Annotated in this window: 21 protein-coding genes; 18 read left to right on the top strand and 3 right to left on the bottom strand. The window is 71.2% G+C overall.

The annotated features are described in order from the left end of the window. Positions 1 to 1,527, top strand: a 1,527-nt coding sequence (gene rho, locus NIE79_RS04465) for a transcription termination factor Rho (protein ID WP_238677325.1), incomplete at its 5' end; no start/stop codon positions are given. 157 nt (positions 1,528 to 1,684) lie between these two features. Then, complete coding sequence (locus tag NIE79_RS04460) at positions 1,685 to 5,173, top strand: phosphodiester glycosidase family protein (protein ID WP_238677324.1); 3,489 nt, start codon at positions 1,685 to 1,687, stop codon at positions 5,171 to 5,173. A 43-nt stretch (positions 5,174 to 5,216) separates the two neighbouring features. Here the strand turns inward: NIE79_RS04460 and NIE79_RS04455 are convergent, their stop codons facing one another. Beyond that, a complete protein-coding gene (locus tag NIE79_RS04455) occupies positions 5,217 to 6,113 on the bottom strand; it encodes a phosphatase domain-containing protein (RefSeq protein WP_238677323.1) in 897 nt (298 codons plus the stop codon). A gap of 273 nt (positions 6,114 to 6,386) precedes the next feature. Between NIE79_RS04455 and rpmE the strand changes: the two genes are divergently transcribed. Both rpmE and prfA read left to right on the top strand, forming a co-directional pair. Beyond that, positions 6,387 to 6,611 carry a 50S ribosomal protein L31 gene (gene rpmE / locus NIE79_RS04450; RefSeq protein WP_030333150.1) on the top strand — a complete coding sequence of 75 codons (225 nt, stop codon included), beginning with the start codon at positions 6,387 to 6,389 and terminating at the stop codon, positions 6,609 to 6,611. Positions 6,612 to 6,744: 133 nt separating this feature from the next. Further along, on the top strand, positions 6,745 to 7,833 hold the full coding sequence (gene prfA / locus NIE79_RS04445; protein WP_238677322.1) for a peptide chain release factor 1: 1,089 nt from the start codon (positions 6,745 to 6,747) through the stop codon (positions 7,831 to 7,833). Between the two features lie 124 nt (positions 7,834 to 7,957). Here prfA and NIE79_RS04440 read toward each other — a convergent pair whose 3' ends face one another. Beyond that, positions 7,958 to 9,502 carry a GGDEF domain-containing protein gene (locus NIE79_RS04440; protein ID WP_238677321.1) on the bottom strand — a complete coding sequence of 515 codons (1,545 nt, stop codon included), beginning with the start codon at positions 9,500 to 9,502 and terminating at the stop codon, positions 7,958 to 7,960. A 73-nt stretch (positions 9,503 to 9,575) separates the two neighbouring features. On the opposite strand from NIE79_RS04440, the gene prmC reads away from it, so the two are divergent. From prmC to NIE79_RS04420, 4 genes are all read left to right on the top strand, one after another. Next, positions 9,576 to 10,523 carry a peptide chain release factor N(5)-glutamine methyltransferase gene (prmC, locus tag NIE79_RS04435; RefSeq protein ID WP_238677320.1) on the top strand — a complete coding sequence of 316 codons (948 nt, stop codon included), beginning with the start codon at positions 9,576 to 9,578 and terminating at the stop codon, positions 10,521 to 10,523. Further along, complete coding sequence (locus NIE79_RS04430; protein ID WP_091406475.1) at positions 10,523 to 11,170, top strand: L-threonylcarbamoyladenylate synthase; 648 nt, start codon at positions 10,523 to 10,525, stop codon at positions 11,168 to 11,170. Before prmC ends, NIE79_RS04430 begins: the two co-directional genes overlap by 1 nt. After that, positions 11,171 to 11,782, top strand: a complete 612-nt coding sequence (locus NIE79_RS04425) for an arsenate reductase/protein-tyrosine-phosphatase family protein (RefSeq protein ID WP_238677319.1) — start codon at positions 11,171 to 11,173, stop codon at positions 11,780 to 11,782. A 106-nt stretch (positions 11,783 to 11,888) separates the two neighbouring features. Continuing rightward, positions 11,889 to 14,000 carry a transglycosylase domain-containing protein gene (locus NIE79_RS04420; RefSeq protein ID WP_238677318.1) on the top strand — a complete coding sequence of 704 codons (2,112 nt, stop codon included), beginning with the start codon at positions 11,889 to 11,891 and terminating at the stop codon, positions 13,998 to 14,000. Between the two features lie 201 nt (positions 14,001 to 14,201). On the opposite strand, the gene NIE79_RS04415 is transcribed toward NIE79_RS04420, so the two are convergent. Further along, positions 14,202 to 15,665, bottom strand: coding sequence for an SDR family oxidoreductase (locus NIE79_RS04415; RefSeq protein WP_238677317.1), 1,464 nt, complete (start codon positions 15,663 to 15,665; stop codon positions 14,202 to 14,204). 35 nt (positions 15,666 to 15,700) lie between these two features. Between NIE79_RS04415 and glyA the strand changes: the two genes are divergently transcribed. The 10 genes from glyA (at position 15,701) to atpD (ending at position 24,500) form a co-directional block, all read left to right on the top strand. Then, positions 15,701 to 16,990: a serine hydroxymethyltransferase gene (gene glyA, locus NIE79_RS04410; protein ID WP_308193132.1), complete on the top strand. Its 1,290-nt coding sequence runs from the start codon at positions 15,701 to 15,703 to the stop codon at positions 16,988 to 16,990. After that, positions 16,983 to 17,408, top strand: coding sequence for a hypothetical protein (locus NIE79_RS04405; protein WP_238677316.1), 426 nt, complete (start codon positions 16,983 to 16,985; stop codon positions 17,406 to 17,408). The genes glyA and NIE79_RS04405 overlap by 8 nt, the downstream gene beginning before the upstream one ends. A 189-nt stretch (positions 17,409 to 17,597) precedes the next feature. After that, a complete protein-coding gene (locus NIE79_RS04400; RefSeq protein ID WP_091405894.1) occupies positions 17,598 to 17,834 on the top strand; it encodes an AtpZ/AtpI family protein in 237 nt (78 codons plus the stop codon). A gap of 11 nt (positions 17,835 to 17,845) precedes the next feature. After that, entirely contained in the window at positions 17,846 to 18,643 is a 798-nt protein-coding gene (atpB, locus tag NIE79_RS04395; RefSeq protein ID WP_112584020.1) for a F0F1 ATP synthase subunit A, read from the top strand. A gap of 66 nt (positions 18,644 to 18,709) precedes the next feature. Next, on the top strand, positions 18,710 to 18,943 hold the full coding sequence (locus NIE79_RS04390) for an ATP synthase F0 subunit C (RefSeq protein ID WP_238677315.1): 234 nt from the start codon (positions 18,710 to 18,712) through the stop codon (positions 18,941 to 18,943). A 33-nt stretch (positions 18,944 to 18,976) separates the two neighbouring features. Further along, on the top strand, positions 18,977 to 19,516 hold the full coding sequence (locus tag NIE79_RS04385; RefSeq protein WP_112584053.1) for a F0F1 ATP synthase subunit B: 540 nt from the start codon (positions 18,977 to 18,979) through the stop codon (positions 19,514 to 19,516). Continuing rightward, on the top strand, positions 19,516 to 20,337 hold the full coding sequence (locus NIE79_RS04380; protein WP_238677314.1) for a F0F1 ATP synthase subunit delta: 822 nt from the start codon (positions 19,516 to 19,518) through the stop codon (positions 20,335 to 20,337). Before NIE79_RS04385 ends, NIE79_RS04380 begins: the two co-directional genes overlap by 1 nt. 140 nt (positions 20,338 to 20,477) lie before the next feature. Continuing rightward, complete coding sequence (gene atpA / locus NIE79_RS04375) at positions 20,478 to 22,130, top strand: F0F1 ATP synthase subunit alpha (RefSeq protein WP_238677313.1); 1,653 nt, start codon at positions 20,478 to 20,480, stop codon at positions 22,128 to 22,130. A gap of 4 nt (positions 22,131 to 22,134) precedes the next feature. Continuing rightward, positions 22,135 to 23,064 carry a F0F1 ATP synthase subunit gamma gene (locus tag NIE79_RS04370; protein WP_238677312.1) on the top strand — a complete coding sequence of 310 codons (930 nt, stop codon included), beginning with the start codon at positions 22,135 to 22,137 and terminating at the stop codon, positions 23,062 to 23,064. Further along, entirely contained in the window at positions 23,064 to 24,500 is a 1,437-nt protein-coding gene (gene atpD / locus NIE79_RS04365; protein ID WP_238677311.1) for a F0F1 ATP synthase subunit beta, read from the top strand. The genes NIE79_RS04370 and atpD overlap by 1 nt, the downstream gene beginning before the upstream one ends. Positions 24,501 to 24,502: the final 2 nt, after the last annotated feature.

Here is a 24,502-nt window from a genome sequence, read left to right as displayed (position 1 = left end):
GCCGACCGGGGCGAGCGGACCACCGAGCGGGGCGAGCGGACCACCGAGCGTGCCGATCGGGGCGAGCGTGCCGAGCGTGCCGATCGGGGCGAGCGCAACGATCGGGGCGAGCGTGCCGATCGGGGCGAGCGCAACGACCGGGGCGAGCGTGCCGACCGGGGCGAGCGTGCCGAGCGCAACGACCGACCCGACCGCGGTGACCGCAACGACCGCAACGACCGCAACGACCGTGGTCAGCGTGCCGAGCGGGACAGCGACGACGACGACGAGGGCGGCGGTCGGCGCGGCCGGCGCAGCCGTTTCCGGGACCGTCGCCGCGGGCGCGGCGAGCGCACCGAGACCGGCGCCGACACCGGCGGGCGTGAGCCGCAGGTCAACGAGGACGACGTGCTCGTCCCGGTGGCCGGCATCATCGACGTGCTCGACAACTACGCCTTCGTGCGGACGACCGGTTACCTGGCCGGCCCGAACGACGTGTACGTCTCGATGTCCCAGATCAAGAAGTACGGCCTGCGTCGCGGTGACGCGATCACCGGTGCGGTGCGGGCGGCCCGCGAGGGCGGCAACAGCGGCGACCAGCGGCGCGACAAGTACAACCCGCTGATGCGGCTGGACACGATCAACGGGATGGAGCCGGAGGAGGCCCGGCGTCGTCCGGAGTTCTACAAGCTCACTCCGCTCTACCCGCAGGAGCGCCTGCGGCTGGAGACCGAGCCGCACATCCTGACCACCCGGGTCATCGACCTGGTCATGCCGATCGGCAAGGGCCAGCGGGCACTCATCCAGTCTCCGCCCAAGGCGGGTAAGACGATGGTGCTGCAGGCGATCGCGAACGCGATCACCCGCAACAACCCGGAGTGCCACCTGATGGTGGTGCTGGTGGACGAGCGGCCTGAAGAGGTCACCGACATGCAGCGGTCGATCAAGGGCGAGGTCATCGCGGCCACGTTCGACCGTCCGCCGCAGGACCACACCACGGTGGCGGAGTTGGCCATCGAGCGGGCCAAGCGCCTCGTCGAGCTGGGGCACGACGTCGTCGTGCTGCTCGACTCGGTGACCCGGCTCGGTCGGTCGTACAACCTGGCGGCTCCGGCCAGCGGCCGGATCATGTCGGGTGGTATCGACTCCACAGCGCTCTACCCGCCGAAGCGCTTCCTCGGCGCGGCCCGCAACATCGAGAACGGCGGGTCGCTGACCATCATCGCCACGGCGCTGGTGGAGACCGGGTCCATGGCGGACACGGTCATCTTCGAGGAGTTCAAGGGCACCGGCAACGCCGAGTTGAAGCTGGACCGGAAGATCGCCGACAAGCGGACCTTCCCGGCCATCGACATCAACCCGTCGGGTACGCGTAAGGAAGAGGTCCTGCTCGCACCGGAGGAGCTGGCCATCATCCACAAGCTCCGGAAGGTGCTGCACTCGCTCGACTCGCAGGCCGCGATGGATCTCCTGCTGGACCGCCTCAAGCAGTCCCGCACGAACATCGAGTTCCTGATGCAGATCGCGAAGTCGACGCCGGGGGAGTAACCCTTCCCAGGTGACGACGAAGGGGCACGGCCATCGCGGCCGTGCCCCTTCGTCATGTCCCCGGTCCCGACACCCGCGTCGCGAGTTGATGGAATTTTCCTTCGGTTCAGTCGACAGGTATTGAAACTTCTATTCATCGCCGGGTTGACTGTCGTCCATGCGTACCCGCAGACGATCCGCCCGCCGCACCGGCGTCCTGCTGCTGACGCCGCTGCTCGCCCTGGCCCTGTCACCGCCGGCCACTGCCGCACCCACCGTCGCCCCGCCCGCAGTGGCCTCAGCGGTCTCATCGGCCGCACCCACCATCGCGGAGGACGCGCCGCCCGCGTCCTCCCGCCCGGCCGGCTCGGTCAGCCTGGCCGCCGCCCCGACCGCCCCGACCGCAGGCGTTGGTGGGCTGGAGCCGGCCGGCGGGCTGGAGACCACGAAGGCCACCCGGCCGGTCGCACCCGGCGTGCAGTTGACGTCCTTCGACAGGTACGACGCCGAGGGCTGGCTGCGCGCCGACGCGCTCACCACCGACCTGGCCGGCGGCTCCACCGTCGACTACGTCAACTCCGGCGCGGTCAGCCGGGCCGAGTCGCTGCGAAAGGCGGTGGACCAGTCGCGCGCGGTCGCCGCTGTCAACGGCGACTTCTTCGACATCAACAACTCCGGCGCCGCCCAGGGCGTCGGCGTCCGGAACGGTGAGCTGATCCAGTCGGGGGTCAGCGGCCACCGCAACGCGGCGGCGGTCACCACGAACGGGCTCGGGCGGGTGATCGAGGTGAACTTCGACGGCAGCGCCACCCTGCCCACCGGGCCGGTCGCGCTGACCCAGTTCAACAACATGGTGCAGGCCGACGGCATCGGCGCCTTCACCGAGCTGTGGGGGTCGTACACCCGGCAGCGTGCCGTGGAGGGCGCGGCCCGGGTCGTCGAGGTCACAGTGACCGACGGTCGGGTGGCAGCGGTGGGAGGCGTGGCCGGTAGCGGTCCGATCGTCGCGGGCAGCACCGTGCTGCTCGGCCGTGACCTCGGCGCGGACGCCCTGGCCGGCCTGCGCCCCGGTGACCCGGTGACGGTGGCCTGGCGACCGAAGCCCTCCGACGGCAGCACCCTGCACGCGGCGGTCGGGGGCGGCAACGTCCTGGTCCGCGACGGCGTCGTGCAGAGCATCGCCGACCCGACCCTCGCCCCCCGCACCGCCGTCGGGTTCAGCGCCGACGGTCGAAAGATGATCATGCTGACGGTGGACGGCCGTCAGGTCGACAGCCGCGGCGTGACCCAGACCGAGATGGGCCGGATGATGGCCGAGCTGGGCGCCCACCACGCGCTCAACCTCGATGGTGGCGGATCGTCCACGCTGCTGGCCCGGGAACCGGGCGCGCCCACCGTGCAGCTGGAGAACGGCCCCTCCGACGGCAGCGAGCGGGCCGTGCCCAACGGCCTGGCCATCTACGCGCCAAAGGGCAGCGGGCGACTCACCGGCTACTGGGTCGAGACGGCCAGCGACCCCACCGTCGCCCCGGGCGTCTCACCGGTGCGAGGTGGGCGGCCCGACCGGGTCTTCCCGGGGCTGACCCGCACCCTCACCGCATCCGGCTACGACGAGACGTACGGCCCGGCGGCCGGCGTCCCCACCTGGCGGGCGACCCCGCCGGTACGCGGCCGGGTCGGCAGTGACGGCGTGTTCCGCGCCGGCGCGCCGGGGGCCAGCACGGTCACCGCCGCACGGGGACGGGTGACCGGTTCGCTGAACCTCACAGTGCTCGGCCCGCTGGCCCGGATCGGCACCACAGCGCCGCGGATCGGACTGACCGGCCGGGACGGTGACGCCCTGGTCGGCGTGGTCGGGTACGACGCCGAAGGCAACACCGCGCCGATCGAGCCGGCCGACCTCACACTCGACTACGACCGGGACCTGCTGCGGATCACTCCCACCGGGGACGGCAACCTGTCCATTGCCGCGTTGCGGGACACCGGCTCGGGCCTGGTGACCGTTCACGTCGGCCGCACGAGCGCCGTCCTGCCGGTCACCGTCGGGCTGACCGACGTGCCGGTCGCCGGTTTCGACGACGCCGCTTCCTGGCGGTTCAGCCAGGCCCGCGCCAGCGGTTCGGTAGCGCCGGCGCCAGGGCACACCGGCACCGGTCTGCGCATGTCGTACGACTTCAGCCAGTCCACCGGCACGCGGGCCGCGTACGCCGACCCGCCCGCCTGGATCGAGGTCCCCGGTCAGCCGCAGGCCTTCGGGATGTGGATCCACGGCAACGGCACCGGGGAGTGGCCCAGCCTGCACCTGCACGACGCCCAGGACACCCAGCACGTGCTGCGCGGCCCACTGATCACCTGGACCGGCTGGCGGTACGTGGAGTTCGCGGTGCCGGCCGGGGTGCAGTACCCGGTGCGGGTACGCCGCTTCTACGTGGCCGAGACGAATGCCGCTGCGCAGTACACCAGCGAGGTGATCATCGACGACCTGGTGGCGAAGGTGCCCCCGACCGTCGACGTGCCGGAGGCGGCACCGCGTACCGATCGGGTGGTGGTCCGTGACGGCACCGTGGACGGCGCGCCGTGGCGGTTCGCGGTGCTCTCCGACGCCCAGTTCGTCGCCGCCGACCCGGACAGCGACCTGGTCGCCCAGGCCCGGCGGACGTTGCGCGAGGTGCGGGCGGCCCGGCCGGACCTCCTCCTGATCAACGGCGATTTCGTGGACACCGCCTACCCGGCCGACTTCGCGCTGGCCCGGCGGATCCTCGACGAGGAGTTGGGCGACGTGCTGCCCTGGTACTACGTGCCCGGCAACCACGAGATCATGGGTGCACCGATCAGCAACTTCGCGGCCGCGTTCGGTGCCACCTCCCGGGTGTTCGACCACAACGGCACCCGGTTCGTCACGCTCAACTCGTCCACCGGGACGCTGCGCGGCGGAGGCTTCGACCAGGTGCGGATGCTCCGCGAGACGCTGGACGCGGCGGCCACCGACCGGCGCGTGGGTTCCGTCGTCGTCCTGCACCACCACCCGCCGCGCGACCCCAGCCCGGCGCAGGCCAGCCAGCTCGGCGACCGCAAGGAGGCGGCGCTGCTGGAGCAGTGGCTCGCCGACTTCCAGCACCGCACCGGCAAGGGCGCGCTGTTCGTGGGTGGGCACGTCGGCACCTTCCACGCCGACCGGGTGGACGGGGTTCCGTACGTGATCAACGGCAATGCGGGCAAGACGCCGTCCACCCCTGCCGACCAGGGCGGCTTCACCGGCTGGACGGAGTTCGGCGTGGACCCGGTGACCCCGGCCGAGGCCGACCGGGCCCGCCGTGACCCGCTCGCCGAGGGCCCGCGCTGGGTGGACGCGGAGTTCCACGCGCACGCCGACCGCCTCACGGTGGCCGCCCCGGCCAGCGTCGTGGTCGGCACCCCCGCAGCGGTCACCGCCACGCTGACCCAGCCCGGCGGGCGTACCGTCCCGGTGACCGCACCGGTCAGCGCCGACTGGTCGGCCTCGCCGGGAGTGCACGTCGGCTCGGCGGCCGGGGTGCGCCCCTGGCACACCGCCCGATTCGACCCGGCTACCGGCACCCTGACGGCACTGCGGCCCGGCGCGCCGATACGCCTGACTGTCGAGGTCAACGGCGCCCGCGCCGAGGCCACCATCAGCGTCAGCGGGTGAACTGTCCGGACGGGCCCTCACACGCGGGGCCCGTCCGGACACCTCAGAAGTCGCCGTCGGCCACCTGGAAGACGGTCAGGCCGAGGGATCGCCACATCTGGACCACCTGGACGCGGTCGTCGAATACGCCGGCCACCCGGTAACGGTCCCGGATCTCCCGGTCGTAGATCTCCCGCTTGACGATGGAGTCCTTCCGGGTGTCGCCGACGGCGCGCAGGTGCAGGCCCAGGTAGGGCACTCGTACGTGCCGGGCCAGCCACGCCTCGGTGGCCGCGCGGGCGGAGGCGTCCCGCCCCGAGCAGAAGACCACCCCGTAGCCGGCGGCGTGCATCGCCCGGACCGCCGCGATCACCGCAGTGTTCGGCTGGTCCTGGCCCACCCGGGTCATGTCGTACGGGCTGCGGGAGACGGCCAGCGCGACGGTCCCGTCGATGTCCACCAGGACGATCTCCGGTGGCTCGGCCGACGGCGGGTGCACCACGGCGGGGCGTCCGGTGCGGGCCTGCGGCACGGGCAGCGGCAGCTCCCGACCCTGAAGGTACCGCTCGTGCAGCCGGCGGATCGCGTCCGCGCCGACCTGCTCGGTGGCCGGCCGGGCGGCGTCGCGGCGCAGGCACTCGTCCAGCGGCACGTCGGTGAAGTCGTGCACCTCGAAGTCCGCGCCGTGGCGGGCGGCCAGTTCGGCCCAGCCTCGCAGGGTCCGCGCGCGCAGGTTGGTGTCGTCGACGCAGACGTCCGCCCGGGCCCGCAGCAGCGCCTCGACCTGAGCCTGCTGTACGGCGGTCACCTGCGCCTCGGCCCACTGGGTGAACAACCGTTCGCCGTGCAGCATCCGACGCAGATCGTCCCGGTTGACCCGCGACACGGACGGCTGGAGCGTGCGGGCGAACGTCGTCTTGCCCGAGGCGGGCAGTCCCCGGGTGGCGATCAGGCGGGTCATCGACGCACCTCCGGCTCGACGGGCGTACCCCGGCCGGGGTACCTGGCGGCGGTCCGCCGGGTGCGCGAATGCCCCGCCGGGCGGCGGGAATGCGGACGGGTAGGCACGTGTTGACGATGCCGGACGAGGTGTGCGGCCCGACTACCGGGTCGGCTCAGGCCCATGGCACACTGGTCAATCGGCCACCGGTTCCGGTTCACGCCCGAGCCCGTCGTGTACGGCGCGACGAGCGATGACGGCGACCCGGCGACCACCAACGAGAGGACCGAGGCGATGAAGGCAAACATCCACCCGGAGTACGTGACCACCGAGGTCAGCTGCTCCTGTGGCAACACGTTCACGACCCGCAGCACCGCCAAGGGCGGGGCGATCCACGCCGAGACCTGCAGCGCCTGCCACCCGTTCTACACCGGTAAGCAGCGCGTTCTCGACACCGCCGGCCGGGTCGCGAAGTTCCAGCAGAAGTACGCCAAGGTTCAGGCCAAGAAGGCCAAGTAACTCCTCGTTCGGCGCCCGCGTCCGGTTTTTCACCGGACGCGGGCGCCGTCCGCATTTTCCTCCATTTCTGCCCGGCCGCTGGCCCCCGGCCCCCGGCCCGGTCGTCGCGCACCGTCGAAGGAGCATCCGCAGCATGAGCAGCGAGCGTCTGGCCGGCCTTCTCGACGAGTACGCGCAGTTGGAGAAGCGGTTGGCCGATCCGGCCATCCACGCCGACCAGGCCACCGCGCGCAGGGTCGGCCGCCGGTACGCCGAGTTGGTGCCGCTGCACAAGGCCGCCGACGGGTTGGAGCAGGCCCGCGCCGATCTGGCCGCGGCTCGCGAGCTGGCCGCCGAGGACCCGTCCTTCGCGGCTGAGGCGGACGCCATCGCCGGATCCCTGCCGGTGCTGGAGGAGCGGCTCGCCGAGCTGCTCATTCCGCGCGACCCGCACGACGCCAAGGACGTGATCGTCGAGATCAAGGCGGGTGAGGGTGGCGAGGAGTCGGCGCTGTTCGCCGGTGACCTGCTGCGGATGTACACCCGGTACGCCGAGCGGCACGGCTGGGTCACCGAGGTGATCGACGCGCAGGATTCCGACCTCGGCGGGGTCAAGGACGTCTCCCTGGCGATCAAGACCAAGGGTGTCCCGGACGGCGGCAACGGCGTCTGGTCGCGGCTCAAGTGGGAGGGCGGCGTGCACCGGGTGCAGCGTGTCCCGGTGACCGAGTCGCAGGGCCGGATCCACACCAGCGCCGCCGGGGTGCTGGTGCTGCCGGAGGCCGAGGACGTCGACGTCACCATCGACCAGAACGAACTGCGCATCGACGTGTTCCGCTCGTCCGGCCCGGGTGGCCAGTCGGTGAACACCACCGACTCGGCGGTGCGGATCACCCACCTGCCGACCGGCATCGTCGTCTCCTGCCAGAACGAGAAGTCCCAGTTGCAGAACCGGGAGCAGGCGATGCGGATCCTGAGGGCCCGGCTGCTCGCCGCCGCCCAGGAGCAGGCCGACGCCGCCGCCTCGGACGCGCGCAAGGCGCAGGTGCGCACCGTGGACCGCTCGGAGCGGATCCGCACCTACAACTACCCGCAGAACCGGATCACCGATCACCGGATCGGCTACACCGCGTACAACCTGGATCTGGCACTCGGCGGCGAGCTGGACGGGGTGCTGGACGCCCTGACCGAGGCCGACCGGGCCGCCCGGCTAGCCGGCGACACCGAGCTGACCCGCCGCTGACCGCGACACCCGCGCTGACCCGCCGCACCCCGTCGATCATGGAGTTGCGGTGGGCGAATTGTCACGCCCTGGGGTTTCGTGAGGCACCACAACTCCTTGATCGACGCCCAGCGCCGGCGGGAGGTCAGCTCGCGCGGGGGCGGGTCTTGGCGCGGAGCATCTCGCGGTCGGCCTGCTCGAACGCGACGCTGAGCGCGTCGCGCAGCCCGCTGCCACCGGAGACCTCGGCGAAGCCGATGCTCACCCCGACCGGGGTGCCGGGCACCAACGATTCCCAGTCCTCCAGGCGGACTGCTGCCTCGATCCGGCGGGCCACCTCGGCCGCCTCGGTCATGCCGGTGTCCGGCAGCACCACCACGAATTCGTCACCGCCGTAACGGGCCACGAAGTCGCCCCGGCGCATCACCCGGTTGATCACACCGGCGATGCGCTGCAGCACCAGGTCGCCGGAGTGGTGCCCGTGCCGGGTGTTCACCGCCTTGAAGCCGTCCAGGTCGCAGACGCCGATCACGACTCGTTCGCCACGGGTGACCACTGCGGTGATGTAGCGCTCCAGCCGGCGGCGGTTGGGCAGCCCGGTGAGCGGGTCGGTCAACGCCTCGCCCTCGAAGCGCGCCGCCTCGCGGCGCATCTCCTCGTGGTCGATGCGGGCGGCGATGCCGTCGATGTAGACGTCACGCAGCCGGTCGTTGCGCTGCGCGGCGAGCCGGAACGCCAGCCGGTCGGCCCGGTGTGCGGCCAGGTGGTCCCCGGCGCGGGTCAGCGCGATGCTGCGCAGCCGGGCCGGCTCGGCCGCCCCGAGCGTCTCGTTGGAGACCCGGACGGTGTCCAGTCGGGCGACCGCCTCGATCGGCCGACCGTCGGCGACGGCGAGGCACACCTGCCCGAGTTGACGCAGGTCGCGGGCGCGGGCGCTGTCGCCGCCATGGGTGATCAACCGGGCCGGCTCGGGGCCCTCGGTGGCCACCTGGTCGCCGAGCGCGGCCTGTCGGGCCGCCGCGTAGCCGTACGCGGCGAGGCTGCTCGGGCGTAGCTGGCCGGCCCGCCCGGCGCGGACGAAGCGGGTCAGGTCGGCGGCCACGTCCCGGAGCACCCGCAGACAACCGTCGCTGTCGCCGTTGTGGTCCAGGGCCACGGCGTTGCGCAGCCGGATGCCCGGCGCGGCGAACGTCTCCTCCGGGATCCCGGCGGTCAGCCCGAGCTGCCGGGCCCGCTCGATGGCACCCAGGGCGTACCCGTGGAAGCTGAGGTAGCTGTAGGCCATCGCCAGGTCGTGCCAGCCCCAGGCGGTGTCCCGGTCCGGGTCGGCGACGGCGCCCAGGGCCCGGGCCGCCCGGACGAGGTGCATGACGCAGCGGTCCAGGGCGCCCTGGTGGTGCGCGGCGAGCGCGGCCAGCGCGTTGAGGTGACCGTGCAGGTAGGGCTCGGCGAGGTCGCGGACCGCCGCCGACGCCTCTTCGATGGCCCGGGTGAACTCTGCGGTCCGACCGAGATTGATCAGCGCGGAGAGGCGCTGCACCATGGCGTCCGCTCGCGCCGCCGGGTCGTTGGTGGTGCGGATCACACGCTCCAGCAGGACGTACGCCTCCGCGGAGCGGCTGGCCTCCTGCAACGCCCGGGCGTGCGTGAGGGCGTCAACCTGGTCATCGACCCGGTCGAGCCAGCCCACCCGCCAACCTCCTGTCGTGCGCGCCTGGGCGCACCTGTTCGTCACGTCGCCCGCGACGCTTCATGATTATGTCGTGAGTACTTTGCCGCAACACCCCCCCGAAGGGACAGGCCCCATCCGGCCGTCCGCCGCGGTGGCCCGAGCGGCCCGCGCGCTCGCCGCCGCCGGGGTCGGCTCGGCCCGGGTGGAGGCCGAGTTGCTGGCGGCGTACGTGCTGGGGGTGCCCCGGGGTCGGCTGGCTCTCGCCGACGACCTGAGCGACGACCAACTGGTGCGGCTCGACGAGTTGACGCGCCGCCGTGTCGCGCGCGAGCCGTTGCAGCACCTGACCGGTCGGGCCGGGTTCCGGCACCTGGAGCTGTCGGTCGGCCCGGGTGTCTTCGTGCCCCGGCCGGAGACCGAGCTGTTGGCCGGCTGGGGTGTCGAGCAGGCCCAGGGCCGACCCGACCCGGTGGTGGTGGACCTGTGCAGCGGCTCCGGCGCGATCGCGCTGGCGGTGGCTCAGGAGCTGCCGGGAGCGCGGGTGATCGCGGTCGAGCGTTCCCCGGCGGCGCTGGCCTGGCTGCGGCGCAACGCGGCGGAGCGCGCCGCGGCGGGGGACCGCCCCATCGAGGTGGTCGAGGCCGATGTGACAGCGCCGGACCTGCTGGCCGAGCTGGTGGGCCGGGTGGACGTGCTGCTCTGCAACCCGCCGTACGTGCCGGACGACGTGCTGGTCCCGCCGGAGGTGGCCGGGCACGACCCGGCGGAGGCGGTCTTCGGCGGCACCGACGGTCTGGTGGTGATCCGGCCGGTCGTCGCCCGGGCGGCGGTGCTGTTGCGCCCGGGGGGCGTGCTCGGCGTCGAGCACGACGACACCCACGGCGCGGCGGTGCCCGGGCTGCTCGCCGAGAACGGCGGCTTCACCGCTGTTCTGGAGCATCTGGACCTCACCGGGCGTCCCCGCTACGCCACCGCGTCCCGACGGGCGGACGGCCAGCACGCCCCGATCGGGGCGGCGTGGCAGACTGACTCCTCGTGATGCTCTACGACTGCCGGTCGCCCGCCGATCGGGACCGCGGCATCGCTGCGGCGATCGAGGCGGTCAAGAACGGCGAGCTGGTCGTTCTCCCGACGGACACCGTGTATGGGATCGGCGCGGACGCGTTCACCCCGTACGCGGTGAAGGCGCTGCTCGACGCCAAGGGCCGGGGCCGGCAGATGCCGCCGCCGGTGCTGATCGGCTCGCGGCACACCCTTGACGGGTTGGTCTTCTCGCTGCCCACTGCCGCACGGGACCTGGTGGAGGCGTTCTGGCCGGGTGCGCTGACGATCGTGGTCGAGCACTCGCCGAGCCTGCAGTGGGACCTGGGCGACAAGACCGGCACTGTGGCGGTGCGGATGCCGCTGCACCCGGTGGCGTTGGAGGTGCTGCGCGAGACGGGCCCGATGGCTGTCTCGTCGGCCAACAAGACCGGGCAGCCGGCCGCGGTCACCGCCGACGAGGCGCGTGACCAGCTCAGCTATTCGGTGCGGGCCTATCTGGAGGCCGGCCCCTGCCCGGACCCGGTGCCCAGCACGATCGTGGATCTGACCGGTGAGGTGCCGCAGCTGTTGCGGGCCGGGGCGATCCCGCTGGAGAAGCTGCGCGACGTGGTTCCGGATCTCGTCGACGGTCGGGCGGTCTGAGTGCCCCCGTTCACGATTCTGCACGTCTGCATGGGCAACATCTGCCGCTCGCCGATGGCGGAGCGGCTGCTGGCCCTGGCGGTGCGGGAGCGGCTGACCCGGCGTTCGCAGGACCCGGCCCAGGCCGAGGAACTGGTGCACAGCCACAGCGCCGGCACTGGTGGCTGGCACGCGGGCGAGGAGATGAACCCGCCGGCGGCACGGCAGGTCACCGGCCGTGGGGGGGACGTGGCGGGGTTCGCCGCGCGCAAGCTGCGCTCGGACCACATCGACGCCGCCGACCTGGTCCTGACCGCCACCGCCGACCAGTTTGAGTACGTGGTGGCGCTTCGTCCGGACGCGGCGGCCCGCACGTTCGTGCTGGGGGAGTTCGGTCGACTGCTGGCCGCTGTGGACGCCGCCGCGCTGCCGCCGGGTGACGCCACCCCGGAGGCCGTGTACGCCCGTGGGGTCGCCCTGGTGGCGGCGGCTCACGACGCGCGACTGGGCGCCTCGGCGCTGACCACCGATGATCTGGACGACCCGTGGGGTCGTGGCGACCAGTGCTTCAGCCGGGTCGCCGACGAGATCGAGGAGACGGTCCACCCGCTGGCCGGCGCGCTGCTCCCCTGAGCGTGGTGCGAGTTTCCTCCGGGTTTGGGGAAAACCCAGGGCTAAAGGGGCGTTCCGGGTCATTCTGAACGGGTCCTAGCGTGACCGGCTCCTGCGGGGAGAGCTGATGATCCGGGCCCAACTCGACAAACTGCTGACCGTGGTGATCGCCGGAGTGCTGGCCGGGTTGGTGCTGGCCGCCGCCGCACTACCAGCGGCCCTGGTCTTCGGTATCGGCTTCAGCGCCCTGTCGACGCCGTACTCGGAACTGCCGAACACACTCCGGACGCCGCCCACCGCGCAGCGCTCCAACCTCTACGCCAACGACGGCACCACCCTGATCACCTCCTTCTACCAGGAGGACCGGGTGGACGTGCCGCTGCACGAGGTGGCTCCGGTGATGCGCCGGGCGATCGTGGCCGCCGAGGACGTCCGGTTCTACCAGCACAGCGGGGTCGACCTTCGGGGTGTGGTGCGCGCGTTCACAGTCAACAAGCGCGACGGCCGGACCCGGCAGGGCGCCTCCACGCTGACCATGCAGTACGTCCGCAACGTGCTCAGCAACGATCCCCGGCTGACCGAGGCGCAGCGCGACGCCGCCACCGAACTCACCACCGTCCGCAAGCTCCAGGAGATGCGGTACGCGCTCGCGTTGGAGCGGGAACTCGACAAGGACGAGATCCTGACCCGCTACCTCAACATCGCCTACTTCGGTGCCGGGGCGTACGGCATCGCGGCGGCCAGCAAGCGGTACTTCTCCCGTTCCCCGGCCGAGTTGACCCTGGCCCAGGCGGCCCTGCTCGCCGGTCTGGTGCGTTCGCCGGACAGCGACGACCCGATCAACGGCGACGCCGACAGCGCTGTGGCCCGGCGGTCGTACGTGTTGGAGCGGCTGGTGGAGTCGGGGCAGGTGCCGGCGGACGCGGCGGCGGCGGCACGCGTCGAACCGCTGCAACTGCGACCCAGCGAGACCCCGAACGACTGCACCGGCGTGCCCGACGCGCACAACGACTGGGGCTTCTTCTGCGACTGGTTCACCCGCTGGTGGAGCAGCCAGTCCGCGTTCGGGGCGACAGCCGACGAGCGGCAGCGCGCGCTGCGCCGGGGCGGCTTCTCCATCGTGTCGTCGCTGGACCCGGGAGTGCAGCGGGCCACCACCGAGCAGGTGCTGAAGATCTATCCGACGACCAGGGCCGAGGCGGTGCCCACCGCCGTGGTGCAACCGGGCACCGGGCGGGTGCTGGCGATGTCGGTGAACCGCGCCTACAGCGTCGCGGACAACCCGGTCGGGCAGAAGAACCGCCCGAACACCGTCAACCAGTTGATCGCCGGCGGCGGCGCGATCGAGGGGTACCAGGGCGGCTCGACGTTCAAGCTCTTCACACTGCTGGCCGCGCTGGAGTCCGGCCTGCCGCTGTCGACCGACTTCGTGGCGCCGACCCAGTTGCTCACCCGCTTCCCGGTGACCGGTGAGGCGAGCTGCGACGGCCGGTGGTGCCCGGCGAACGCCAGCCCGTCGTCGATGGACGGCCCCCGCACCATGTGGAGCGCGTTCGGCCGCTCGGTGAACACGTACTTCGCCTGGCTCACCGAGAAGGTCGGCGCCGACCGGGTGGTGGAGATGGCCGAGCGGCTCGGCATCGTGCTGCGGGCCGAGTCCGACGCCAAGCTGGCCCGCTACGGCGCGAAGGACTGGGGCCCGTTCACCCTCGGCGTGGCCGCGACCACCCCGTTGGACCTGGCCAGCGCGTACGCCACTGTGGCGGCCGAGGGGACCTGGTGCGCGCCGCTGCCGGTGGTCTCGATCACCGACTCGGGCGGCCGACCCGTCGACGCGGCCAAGCCGGACTGCCGACAGGTGCTCGACGCCGACGTGGCCCGGGCGGCCACCGACGCGGCCCGCTGCCCGGTCGGCGACCAGTCGATGTACGGGCGCTGCGACGGCGCCACAGCACCCGGGCTGCGGGCGAAGCTCGGCCGTCCGGTGGCGGGCAAGACCGGCAGCTCGGAGCGGTACGAGACGGAGACGGTGGTGGCGTTCACGCCGCAGCTCGCTGTCGCCTCGATGGCCGCGAACCCGGACGATCCCCGGGACGCGGTCGGTCAGGCGGTGCAGGCCCAGATGGTGAACGCTGTCGGCGAGGTGCTCGCCTTCGCTCTGCGTGACCAACCGGTCCGCGACTTCGTTCCGCCGAGCGAACGAACCGCCTTCCAACCCCAACCCCAAGCCGGCAACTAACCCCAACCCCCACCCCCCACCCCACCCCACCCCACCCCACCCCACCCCACCCCACTCGCCGATCTTGCACTTTCTGTCGTGACAAAAGATGCCGATGCACCGCAAATCGGCAACCCAAAGTGCAAGATCGCGGGAGCGGGGAGCGGGGAGCGGGGAGCGGGGAGCGGGGAGCGGGGAGCGGGGAGCGGGGCGCGGGGCGCGTCAGGGGGTCTGTTCGGCGTTTCGGGCTATGTTGCGGGCCATTCCGCCGAAGACCACGGCGTGGAACGGGGCCACCGACTTCCAGTAGGCGTGCCCCGGCAGGCCGCGCGGCAGGAAGACGGCGCGTTGCTGGTAGCGGCTGCGGCCGTCGTCGGCAGGTAGTACCCGCATCTCCAGCCAGGCCCGGCCGGGCAGCCGCATCTCGGCGCGCAGTCGCAGCAACTCGCCCGGAACGATCTCCTCGACCCGCCAGAAGTCCAGCGCCTCACCGACCTGGAGTCGGTGCGGGTCGCGTCGACCCCGCCGCAACCCGACCCCGCCGACCAGCCGGTCCAGCCAACCGCGGATCGACCAGGCGAGAGGGAACGAGTACCAGCCGTGTTCGCCGCCGACGCCCTCGACCACCCGCCAGAGCGCCGCCGGTGGTGCGTCCACAGCCCGCTCCCGGACGTCGGTGTAGGCGGTGCCGCCGGACCACACCGGGTCGGTGGGCAGTGGCTCCGCGGGCGCGTCCGGGCCGCTCGCTGTGGACCAGCGGGTCTCCACCTGGGCGTCGCGGACCTTGGCCAGCGCCAGCGCCACCGCCTCGTCGAAGCCGGTCAGCCCGCCGGGCGGGTCCGGGACGTAGCGGGCGATGTCGTGTTCGTGGGCCACCGCCTCGTGAATCAGGCTCTCCACCAGCGGGCGGGCGATCTTGTTCGGCACCGGGGTGATCAGACCGACCCAGTGCGAGGAGAGCGACGGGGTGAGCGGGCGGACCGGCACGATGATCCGCTGGCGCAGCCCGGCCACCCGGGCGTAGCGCTGCATCATCTCGCGGAAGGTCAACACGTCCGGCCCGCCGACGTCGAAGCCCCTGTTGATCTCGGCCGGCAGGTCGGCGCAGACGGCCAGGTAGTGCAGCACGTCGCGGACCGCGATCGGTTGGATCCGGTTGCGGACCCAGCGGGGGGTGATCATGGCGGGCAGCCGCTCGGTCAGGTACCGCAGCATCTCGAACGACGCCGAGCCGGACCCGATGATCACCGCGGCGCGGAGCACCGCGGTGGGCACCCCGCTTTCCAGCAGGATCCGGCCCACCTCGGCGCGGGAGCGCAGGTGCGGGGAGGGCACCTCCGCGTCGGACGCCGGCTCCGGGCCGCCCAGGTAGACGATCCGCCGTACACCGGCCGCGCGCGCCGCCGCCGCGAAGTTGGTCGCCGCCGCCCGGTCGGCCGCCTCGAAGTCGGACCGGCCCAGCGAGTGCACCAGGAAGTAGGCCACGTCCACGTCGGCGAACGCGGCGGCCAGCGTCTCCGGTCGACTCAGGTCTCCTTCGACGATCTCGGCCGCCGAGGCCCAGGGCACGTCGCGCAGCCGCACCGCCTTGCGGGCGAGGCAGCGCACTGTGTGTCCGTCGGCGAGCAGCAGCGGCGTCAGCCGCCCGCCGATGTAGCCGGTCGCTCCGGTGACGAGGCATCTCACAGGTCCCAGTCTGCGGCCCCCTAGACTCGTTCGCTGTGGAGACCGAGACGAGCACCTTCTGGGGGCCGGATTTCGCGCAGCTCAGGGCCACCGACCCGGAGATCGCCGGTGTGGTCCTCGGCGAGTTGGACCGGTTGCGGGGCGGCTTGCAGCTCATCGCCAGCGAAAATCTGACCTCGCCGGCGGTGCTGGCCGCGCTCGGCTCGACGCTGACCAACAAGTACGCCGAGGGTTACCCGGGCCGGCGCTACTACGGCGGCTGCGCCGAGGTGGACCGGGCCGAGGAGATCGGCATCGCCCGGGCCAAGGAGCTCTTCGGGGCCGAGCACGCCAACCTTCAGCCGCACTCCGGGGCGAGCGCCAACCTCGCCGCTTACGCCGCGCTGGTCCAGCCGGGGGACACGGTGCTGGCGATGGACCTGCCGCACGGCGGGCACCTCACCCACGGCAGCCGTGTGAACTTCTCCGGCAAGTGGTTCCACCCGGTCGGCTACCCGGTCCGGCCGGACACCGAGCAGATCGACTACGACGAGGTACGGGACCTGGCGCGGGCGCACCGACCCAAGCTGATCATCTGTGGGGCCACCGCGTACCCGCGCCTGATCGACTTCGCGCGGTTCCGGGAGATCGCCGACGAGGTCGGGGCGTACCTGATGGTGGACGCCGCGCACTTCATCGGCCTGGTCGCCGGTCGGGCGATCCCGTCTCCGGTGCCGTACGCCGACGTCGTCTGCGCCACCACCCACAAGGTGTTGCGCGGGCCGCGCGGCGGCATGATCCTGTGCCGCGAGTCGCTGGCCCAGCGGATCGACAAGGCGGTCTTCCCGTTCACCCAGGGCGGCCCGCTGATGCACGCGGTCGCGGCCAAGGCTGTCGCGCTGCGCGAGGCCGCCCAGCCGGAGTTCCAGACGTACGCGCGGCAGGTGGTCAGCAACGCCCAGGCGCTGGCCGCCGGGCTGGCCGACGAGGGGATGCGCCCGGTGTCCGGTGGCACCGACACCCATCTCGCCCTGATCGACCTGCGGGAGCTGGGGGTGACCGGCACCGAGGCCGAGCGCCGCTGCGACGCCGCGTCGATCACCCTGAACAAGAACGCCATCCCGTACGACCCGCAGCCGCCGATGGTGGCCTCCGGCATCCGGGTGGGCACGCCGAGCGTCACCACGCAGGGGATGCGCGAGGGGGAGCTGCGTCAGGTGGCGACGTTGATCGCCCGTGCGGTGCGCACCGATCCCGGGGCTCCGGGTGGTGCCGACGAGCTGATCCGGCTCGGTGCCGAGGTGTCCGAGCTGGTCGCGGCGTTCCCGGCGTACCCCCGTGGCTGAGCCCGGGGTGGTCGAGCCCGGCGCCGACCGGCGGTGGCGGCTGCGGCACCTGCCGGTGCTGCTGGGCGCGTCGGCGGCGCTCGCCGCGGTCGCCGCGGTGGTTGGCGGCGTGACCGGCGGCCTGACGGCCGCGTTCGGCGCGGCGGCCGGCGTGGGGGTCACTGTGCTCAGCTACACCCTCACCACTGTGGTGCTGGCCCGGGCCGACCAGGTCAACCCGCAGTTGCTGCTGCCGCTCGGGGTGGGCCTGTACGTGCTGAAGTTCAGCCTGCTGGGTGCGGTGCTGGTGGCGGTGGCGTCGACCGGCTGGCCCGGGTTGATCCCTCTTTGCCTCGGCATCGTCGCCGGGGTGGCAGTGTGGACAGCGGTGCACCTCTGGTGGCTGACCACGGTGCACGCCCGTCGTCCGCAGGGTTGACCTGGCCGGCGGCCGGTCGTCCCAACACGCGGACGCGCCGCGATGTGTCGGCCTCCGGTCATTTTCCGACGGGCGGAAGGGGAGTAGCGTGCCCACAGACGACGGCGCCCACGAGAAGCCCACACAACGATGGTTGTGCGGGGGGTGAGGCACAGCCTCGTCTTCCCGGCTGATATCGTTCGCCCCGTCATGGCTGGTGACCAAACCCCCCGTCCCGCCGGTGAACCGGACGACTATCCGTCCGGCGCCGGTCAGGGTTGGACCGCGCTCAGCTACCTCATCGGAGGCATGCTCGTGTGGGGTTTCATCGGCTGGCTGGTCGACCAGTGGCTCGATACCGGTGGCGTCGCCACCGGCATCGGCGTCGTGCTCGGCGTGACCGGGGGGATCATCCTCGTCGTCCGTCGGCTCGGCACGCCTACTTAGGAAGGGACACGGTGTTCGGACAGGCGAACGTTCTGGCAGCGGGCCAGGCGGCATTCCCACCCAGTGTGGACGACTTCTACCTGCCCGCGATCGTGCCCTGGGGCGTGGAGAACGCTCCGTGGTTCACCAAGTTCACGTTGATGATCTGGGTCGCGGTCGGCTTTCTGATCATCTTCTTCCTGGCGACCTACCGGAACCCGAAGTTGGTGCCGACCAAGAAGCAGTGGTTCGCTGAGTCGATCTACGGCTTCGTCCGGAACAACATCTCGGTCGACATGATCGGTCACCAGGGTGTGCGGTTCGCTCCCTACTTCACGACGCTGTTCTGCTTCGTGTTGGTGACGAACGCGTTCGCGATCATCCCGTTGTTCCAGATCTCGCCGAACTCGCACATCGCCTTCCCGGCGATCCTCGCGGTGATCAGCTACGTGCTGTTCAACTACATCGGCATCCGGCACCACGGCTTCGGCAAATACTTCAAGCACGCCCTGATCCCGCCGGCACCGTGGTACATCCTGCCGCTGCTGATCCCGATCGAGGCGTTCTCGACCTTCATCATCCGGCCGTTCTCGCTGGCCGTCCGTCTCTTCGCGAACATGTTCGCCGGCCACATGCTCCTGCTGGTCTTCACGCTCGGCGGCTTCGCGATGCTCAACGCCAACGCCTGGTTGGCGCCGATCTCGGTGGTCTCCTGGGTGATGACAGTGGCGCTGACCCTCCTCGAGGCGCTGGTGATCGTCCTGCAGGCCTACGTCTTCACCGTGCTGAGCGCCAGCTACATCCAGGGCGCGCTCGCCGAAGAGCACTGATCCACGCACCAACCCGTTGTCGTCCCGCGTGAGAGTCACGCGTGATAACCAGGAGGAACCACACCAATGGACGTTAGCGTTCTCGCCGAGGTCAACGGCAGCACCGCCGCCATCGGCTACGGTCTCGCGGCCATCGGCCCGGGCATCGGCGTCGGCCTGGTCTTCGCCGCCTACATCCAGTCGACCGCCCGGCAGCCCGAGTCGTCGCGCATGACCCTGCCGTACGTCTGGATCGGCTTCGCCGTCATCGAGGCGCTGGCGCTGTTCGGCATCGCCTTCGGCTTCATCTGGGCCAAGTAGTACCCGCCCCTTCCGACCGGGAGGTCACCCATGTTGTTCCTCCTCGCCGCCGAGGGTGGTGAGTCAGACCACAACCCGATCATTCCGATCTGGCAGGAGATCGTGGTCGGCACGGTCGCCTTCGCCGTGCTCTGCTTTGTGCTGATGAAGTTCGTCTTCCCGCGCATGGAGCAGACGTTCCAGGCTCGGGTCGACGCGATCGAGGGCGGCATCAAGCGCGCCGAGGCCGCCCAGGCCGAGGCGAACCAGCTGCTCGAGCAGTACCGTGCCCAGCTTGCTGAGGCCCGGACCGACGCCGCCAAGATCCGTGACGACGCGCGGGCCGACGCCGAGGGCATCCGGCAGGACATCCTCGCCAAGGCGCGGGAAGAGTCCGACCGGGTCATCCAGGCGGGCAAGGACGCGCTCGCCGCCGAGCGGGCCACCATCGTGCGCGAGCTGCGCGCGGAGGTCGGCACGATCGCTGTGGACCTGGCCAGCAAGATCGTTGGTGAGTCGCTGGCCGACGAGGCGCGGCGTAAGGGCACCGTCGACCGGTTCCTGAGCGGTCTCGAGAGCACGGGGGCCCGCTGATGCAGGCCGCCAGCCGGGAGTCGTACAAGGTCGCGGCCGAGCGCCTCGACTCGTACGTCCGCGGCGCGGAGCCGTCGGCGGTGGCCTCCACCGCCGACGCCATCCTCTCCGTGGCGACCCTGCTGCGGCGTGAGCCGCGGCTGCGCCGGGCGCTCTCCGAGCCGTCCCGGTCCGGCGAGGACCGCGGCGCTCTGCTCGGCGACATGCTGGGCGGGCGGATCGGCGCGGACGCGCTCGACCTGCTCGTGTCGCTGGTCGCCGGCCGCTGGTCGGCACCGTCGGAGCTGCTCGACGGCACCGAGCGGCTGGGTGTGGAGGCGCTGCTGGCCAGCGCCGACAAGGCCGGCGAGCTGGGCGAGGTCGAGGACGAGCTGTTCCGCTTCGGTCAGGTCGTCTCCGGTCAGTCGGCGCTGAGCAACACGCTCGCCGACCCGGTCGCCCCGGTCGAGCAGCGGGCCACCCTGGCCCGCGAGCTGCTCGCTGACAAGGCCCGTCCGGTCACCGTCCGCCTCGTCGAGGTCGCACTCGGCGGGTACGGGGGGCGCTCCTTCACCGGCGCGCTCACCCGGCTGGTGGAACTCGCCGCCGAGCGACGTGACCGGCAGGTGGCGTACGTGACCGTCGCGGCCCCGTTGAGTGACGAGGACGAGCGCCGGCTGGGTGCGAGCCTCAGCGCGATATACGGTCGAGAGGTCTCCGTCAAGCAGACGGTGGACCCCCACGTCCTGGGTGGCGTGAGCGTGCGGGTCGGCTCCGACCTGTACGACGGCACCATCCTGCGCCGCCTCAACGAGACCCGCAACGCGCTCGCGAAGCGCTGATCGGCTTCGCCGCCCCGCGGCTGAGCGGCCCTGCCGCTCAGGTCGGGGTTGTTGGAGCAGTCAGCGCCCGGATTGACAGACGCCATTCGGACCGGTCGGTACTAGGTATCCCGGGCCCCTGAATTTTAAGGAAGCAGAGGATGGCCGAGCTGACCATCTCGACGGAGGAGATCCGCGGCGCCCTGGAGCGCTACGTCTCTTCCTACTCGTCCGACGTCTCCCGCGAGGAGGTCGGCACCGTCGCCGACACCGGCGACGGTATCGCCCACGTCGAGGGCCTGCCCTCGACCATGACCAACGAGCTCCTGGAGTTCGAGGACGGCACGCTCGGCGTGGCGTTGAACCTCGACGTCCGGGAGATCGGCGTCGTCGTTCTCGGTGACTCCGCCAAGCTGGAGGAAGGGCAGCGCGTCAAGCGCACCGAGCGGGTTCTCTCCGTTCCGGTCGGCGACGCCTTCCTCGGCCGCGTGGTCAACGCGCTCGGTGAGCCGATCGACGCGCTCGGCGACATCGCCAACGAGGGCTTCCGCGAGCTGGAGCTGCAGGCTCCGAACGTGATGTCCCGGCAGTCCGTCGACGAGCCGCTGCAGACCGGTATCAAGGCCATCGACGCGATGACCCCGATCGGTCGGGGTCAGCGGCAGCTGATCATCGGTGACCGGAAGACCGGTAAGACCACTGTCGCCCTGGACGCGATCCTCAACCAGCGGGACAACTGGCGCACCGGCGACCCGAAGAAGCAGGTTCGCTGCATCTACGTCGCCATCGGCCAGAAGGCCTCCACGATCGCCTCCATCAAGGGGCAGCTCGAGGAGGCGGGCGCGATGGAGTACACCACCATCGTCGCCTCGCCGGCTTCCGACCCGGCTGGCTTCAAGTACCTCGCCCCGTACACCGGCTCGTCCATCGGGCAGCACTGGATGTACGGCGGCAAGCACGTCCTGATCGTCTTCGACGACCTGAGCAAGCAGGCCGAGGCGTACCGCGCCGTGTCGCTGCTGCTGCGTCGCCCGCCGGGCCGTGAGGCGTACCCGGGTGACGTCTTCTACCTGCACTCCCGCCTGCTGGAGCGCTGCGCGAAGCTCTCCGACGAGCTGGGTGGCGGCTCGATGACCGGTCTGCCGATCATCGAGACGAAGGCCAACGACATCTCGGCCTTCATCCCGACCAACGTCATCTCGATCACCGACGGCCAGATCTTCCTGGAGACCGACCTGTTCAACCAGGGCGTCCGTCCGGCGATCAACGTCGGTACCTCGGTGTCCCGGGTCGGTGGCGCCGCGCAGGTGAAGCCGATGAAGAAGGTCGCCGGTTCGCTGCGGCTCAACCTGGCCCAGTACCGCGAGCTGGAGGCGTTCGCCGCCTTCGCCTCCGACCTGGACCGGGCCTCCCGTGCCCAGCTGGACCGCGGTTCGCGCCTGGTCGAGCTGCTCAAGCAGCCGAACTACTCGCCGTTCCCGGTGCAGGAGCAGGTCGTCTCGGTCTGGGCCGGCACCGAGGGCAAGCTGGACGACATTCCGGTGGGCGAGGTCCGGCGCTTCGAGTCGGAGTTCCTCCAGTACCTGCGGCACAAGCACGAGGGTGTGCTGGCCGGCATCGCCGACAACCAGTGGAACGATGACATCATCGGCTCGCTGGACAGCGCGATCGCCGAGTTCAAGCAGGTCTTCCTCAACAAGGAGGACGAGCGCAAGGTCAACGACGCGCCGGCCGCACCGCTTGAGGGCGACGAGAACCGCGAGACGGTGACCCGCTTCCGCGACGGCGCGACCGACCGCCCGGCCGAGAGCTGATCCCGTGGCGGCCCAGGTACGCGTTCTTCGTCAACGGATCCGCTCGGCGAAGTCGATGAAGAAGATCACCAAGGCGATGGAGCTCGTGGCGACGAGCCGGATCGCCAAGGCTCAGGCCCGGGTGCAGGCGTCCCTGCCGTACGCCCAGGCCATCACCGGTGTGCTCACGGCGCTGGCGTCCAACGCGCGGATCGACCACCCGCTGCTCACCCCGCGTGAGCGGGTGCGGCGGGCCGGCATCCTGTTGGTCACCAGCGACCGTGGCCTGGCCGGCGGTTACAGCTCCAACGCGATCAGGATGGCGGAGTCGCTGATCGCGCGTCTCAAGGCGGACGGCAAGGAGCCGGTGCTCTACGTCATCGGGCGTAAGGGCGTCGGGTTCTACCGGTTCCGCGAGCGGCCGATCGAGGCGAACTGGACCGGGTTCAGCGAGCAGCCGTCGTTCGAGGACGCCCGTACCGTTGGTGAGACGCTGATCAAGGCGTTCACCGCCGGTGCGGACGACGTCGACGGCAGCGCCGGAGCGGACGGGGTGCTCGGCGTCGACGAGTTGCACATCGTCTACACCGAGTTCCACTCGCTCATGACGCAGAGCCCGGTCACCAAGGTCATCGGTCCGATGCAGGTGGAGGACCGGCCGCGCTCCGAGGGGTTGCTGCCGGCGTACGAGTTCGAGCCGGAGGCGGAGGCGTTGCTCGACGCGCTCCTGCCGAGGTACATCAACACGCGGATCTACGCGGCGTTGATCGAGTCGGCGGCGAGTGAGTCGGCGGCACGGCGGCGGGCGATGAAGAGCGCCACCGACAACGCCGAAGAGATGATCGAGAAGTACACGCGCGAGATGAACTCGGCTCGCCAGGCCGGGATCACCCAGGAGATCAGCGAGATCGTCGGCGGCGCCAACGCGCTGGCCGCGTCGGGAAGTGAAGTGTGATGACTGCACCAGTAGAGACCAAGACGGCCACGGGTCGCGTGGTCCGGGTCATCGGCCCGGTCGTCGACGCCGAGTTCCCGCGCGACGCCATGCCGGCCCTGTTCAACGCCTTGAACGTGAAGGTGAACCTGTCCGGCGGTGAGAAGACGCTGACCCTGGAGGTTGCCCAGCACCTGGGTGACAACCTGGTCCGTGCCATCTCGATGCAGCCGACCGACGGCCTGGTCCGTGGCGCCGAGGTGCGTGACCGCGGCGAGCCGATCACGGTGCCGGTGGGCGACGCGGTCAAGGGCAAGGTGTTCAACGCGATCGGCGAGGTGCTCAACCTCAAAGAGGGCGAGACGTTCGAGGCCGACGACCGGTGGGGCATCCACCGCAAGGCCCCGGCCTTCGCGGACCTTGAGCCGAAGACCGAGATGCTGGAGACCGGCATCAAGGTCATCGACCTGCTCGCCCCGTACGTCAAGGGCGGCAAGATCGGCCTGTTCGGCGGCGCGGGCGTGGGCAAGACGGTGCTCATCCAGGAGATGATCACCCGGGTTGCCCGCAACTTCGGTGGTACCTCGGTCTTCGCCGGCGTGGGTGAGCGCACCCGTGAGGGCAACGACCTCATCGCCGAGATGACCGAGTCCGGCGTCATCGACAAGACCGCGCTGGTCTACGGCCAGATGGACGAGCCGCCGGGCACCCGGCTGCGGGTGGCGCTCTCCGCGCTGACCATGGCCGAGTACTTCCGGGACGTGAAGAAGCAGGAGGTGCTGCTCTTCATCGACAACATCTTCCGCTTCACGCAGGCCGGTTCGGAGGTGTCCACCCTGCTCGGCCGTATGCCGAGCGCCGTGGGTTACCAGCCGACCCTGGCCGACGAGATGGGCGAGCTCCAGGAGCGGATCACCTCCGTCCGGGGCCAGGCCATCACCTCCATGCAGGCGATCTACGTGCCGGCGGACGACTACACCGACCCGGCCCCGGCCACCACGTTCGCCCACCTGGACGCGACCACCAACCTGGAGCGGTCGATCTCCGACAAGGGCATCTACCCGGCCGTGGACCCGCTGGCGTCCTCGTCCCGGATCCTCGCCCCGGAGTTCGTCGGCAACGAGCACTTCCAGGTTGCCACCGAGGTGAAGCGGATCCTGCAGCGCTACCGCGACCTGCAGGACATCATCGCCATCCTCGGTATCGAGGAGCTCTCCGAGGAAGACAAGATCACCGTGGCGCGCGCCCGGCGGATCGAGCGCTTCCTCTCGCAGAACACCTACGCGGCGGAGCAGTTCACCGGCGTGCCGGGCTCGACGGTCCCGATCAAGGAGACCATCGAGGCGTTCCGCAAGATCAGCGAGGGTGAGTACGATCACTTCCCCGAGCAGGCGTTCTTCATGTGCGGCGGTCTCGAGGACCTGGAGCGCAAGGCTGAGGAGCTGATGAAGGGCTGACC

The organism is Micromonospora trifolii, assembly GCF_022229005.1.
In the GTDB taxonomy this organism is placed as follows: Bacteria; Actinomycetota; Actinomycetes; order Mycobacteriales; family Micromonosporaceae; genus Micromonospora; species Micromonospora trifolii.
The sequence above is the reverse complement of the archived record's forward strand: the minus strand, read 5'-3'. Positions and strand labels throughout refer to the sequence as shown.

Excerpts from the sequence above, each read along its gene's own strand:
- NIE79_RS04460 (WP_238677324.1), top strand. The coding sequence starts at position 1,685 with ATGCGTACCCGCAGACGATCCGCCCGCCGCACCGGCGTCCTGCTGCTG.
- NIE79_RS04455 (WP_238677323.1), bottom strand. The coding sequence starts at position 6,113 with ATGACCCGCCTGATCGCCACCCGGGGACTGCCCGCCTCGGGCAAGACG.
- rpmE (WP_030333150.1), top strand. The coding sequence starts at position 6,387 with ATGAAGGCAAACATCCACCCGGAGTACGTGACCACCGAGGTCAGCTGC.
- prfA (WP_238677322.1), top strand. The coding sequence starts at position 6,745 with ATGAGCAGCGAGCGTCTGGCCGGCCTTCTCGACGAGTACGCGCAGTTG.
- NIE79_RS04430 (WP_091406475.1), top strand. The coding sequence starts at position 10,523 with ATGCTCTACGACTGCCGGTCGCCCGCCGATCGGGACCGCGGCATCGCT.
- NIE79_RS04420 (WP_238677318.1), top strand. The coding sequence starts at position 11,889 with ATGATCCGGGCCCAACTCGACAAACTGCTGACCGTGGTGATCGCCGGA.
- NIE79_RS04400 (WP_091405894.1), top strand. The coding sequence starts at position 17,598 with ATGGCTGGTGACCAAACCCCCCGTCCCGCCGGTGAACCGGACGACTAT.
- NIE79_RS04390 (WP_238677315.1), top strand. The coding sequence starts at position 18,710 with ATGGACGTTAGCGTTCTCGCCGAGGTCAACGGCAGCACCGCCGCCATC.
- NIE79_RS04380 (WP_238677314.1), top strand. The coding sequence starts at position 19,516 with ATGCAGGCCGCCAGCCGGGAGTCGTACAAGGTCGCGGCCGAGCGCCTC.
- atpA (WP_238677313.1), top strand. The coding sequence starts at position 20,478 with ATGGCCGAGCTGACCATCTCGACGGAGGAGATCCGCGGCGCCCTGGAG.
- atpD (WP_238677311.1), top strand. The coding sequence starts at position 23,064 with ATGACTGCACCAGTAGAGACCAAGACGGCCACGGGTCGCGTGGTCCGG.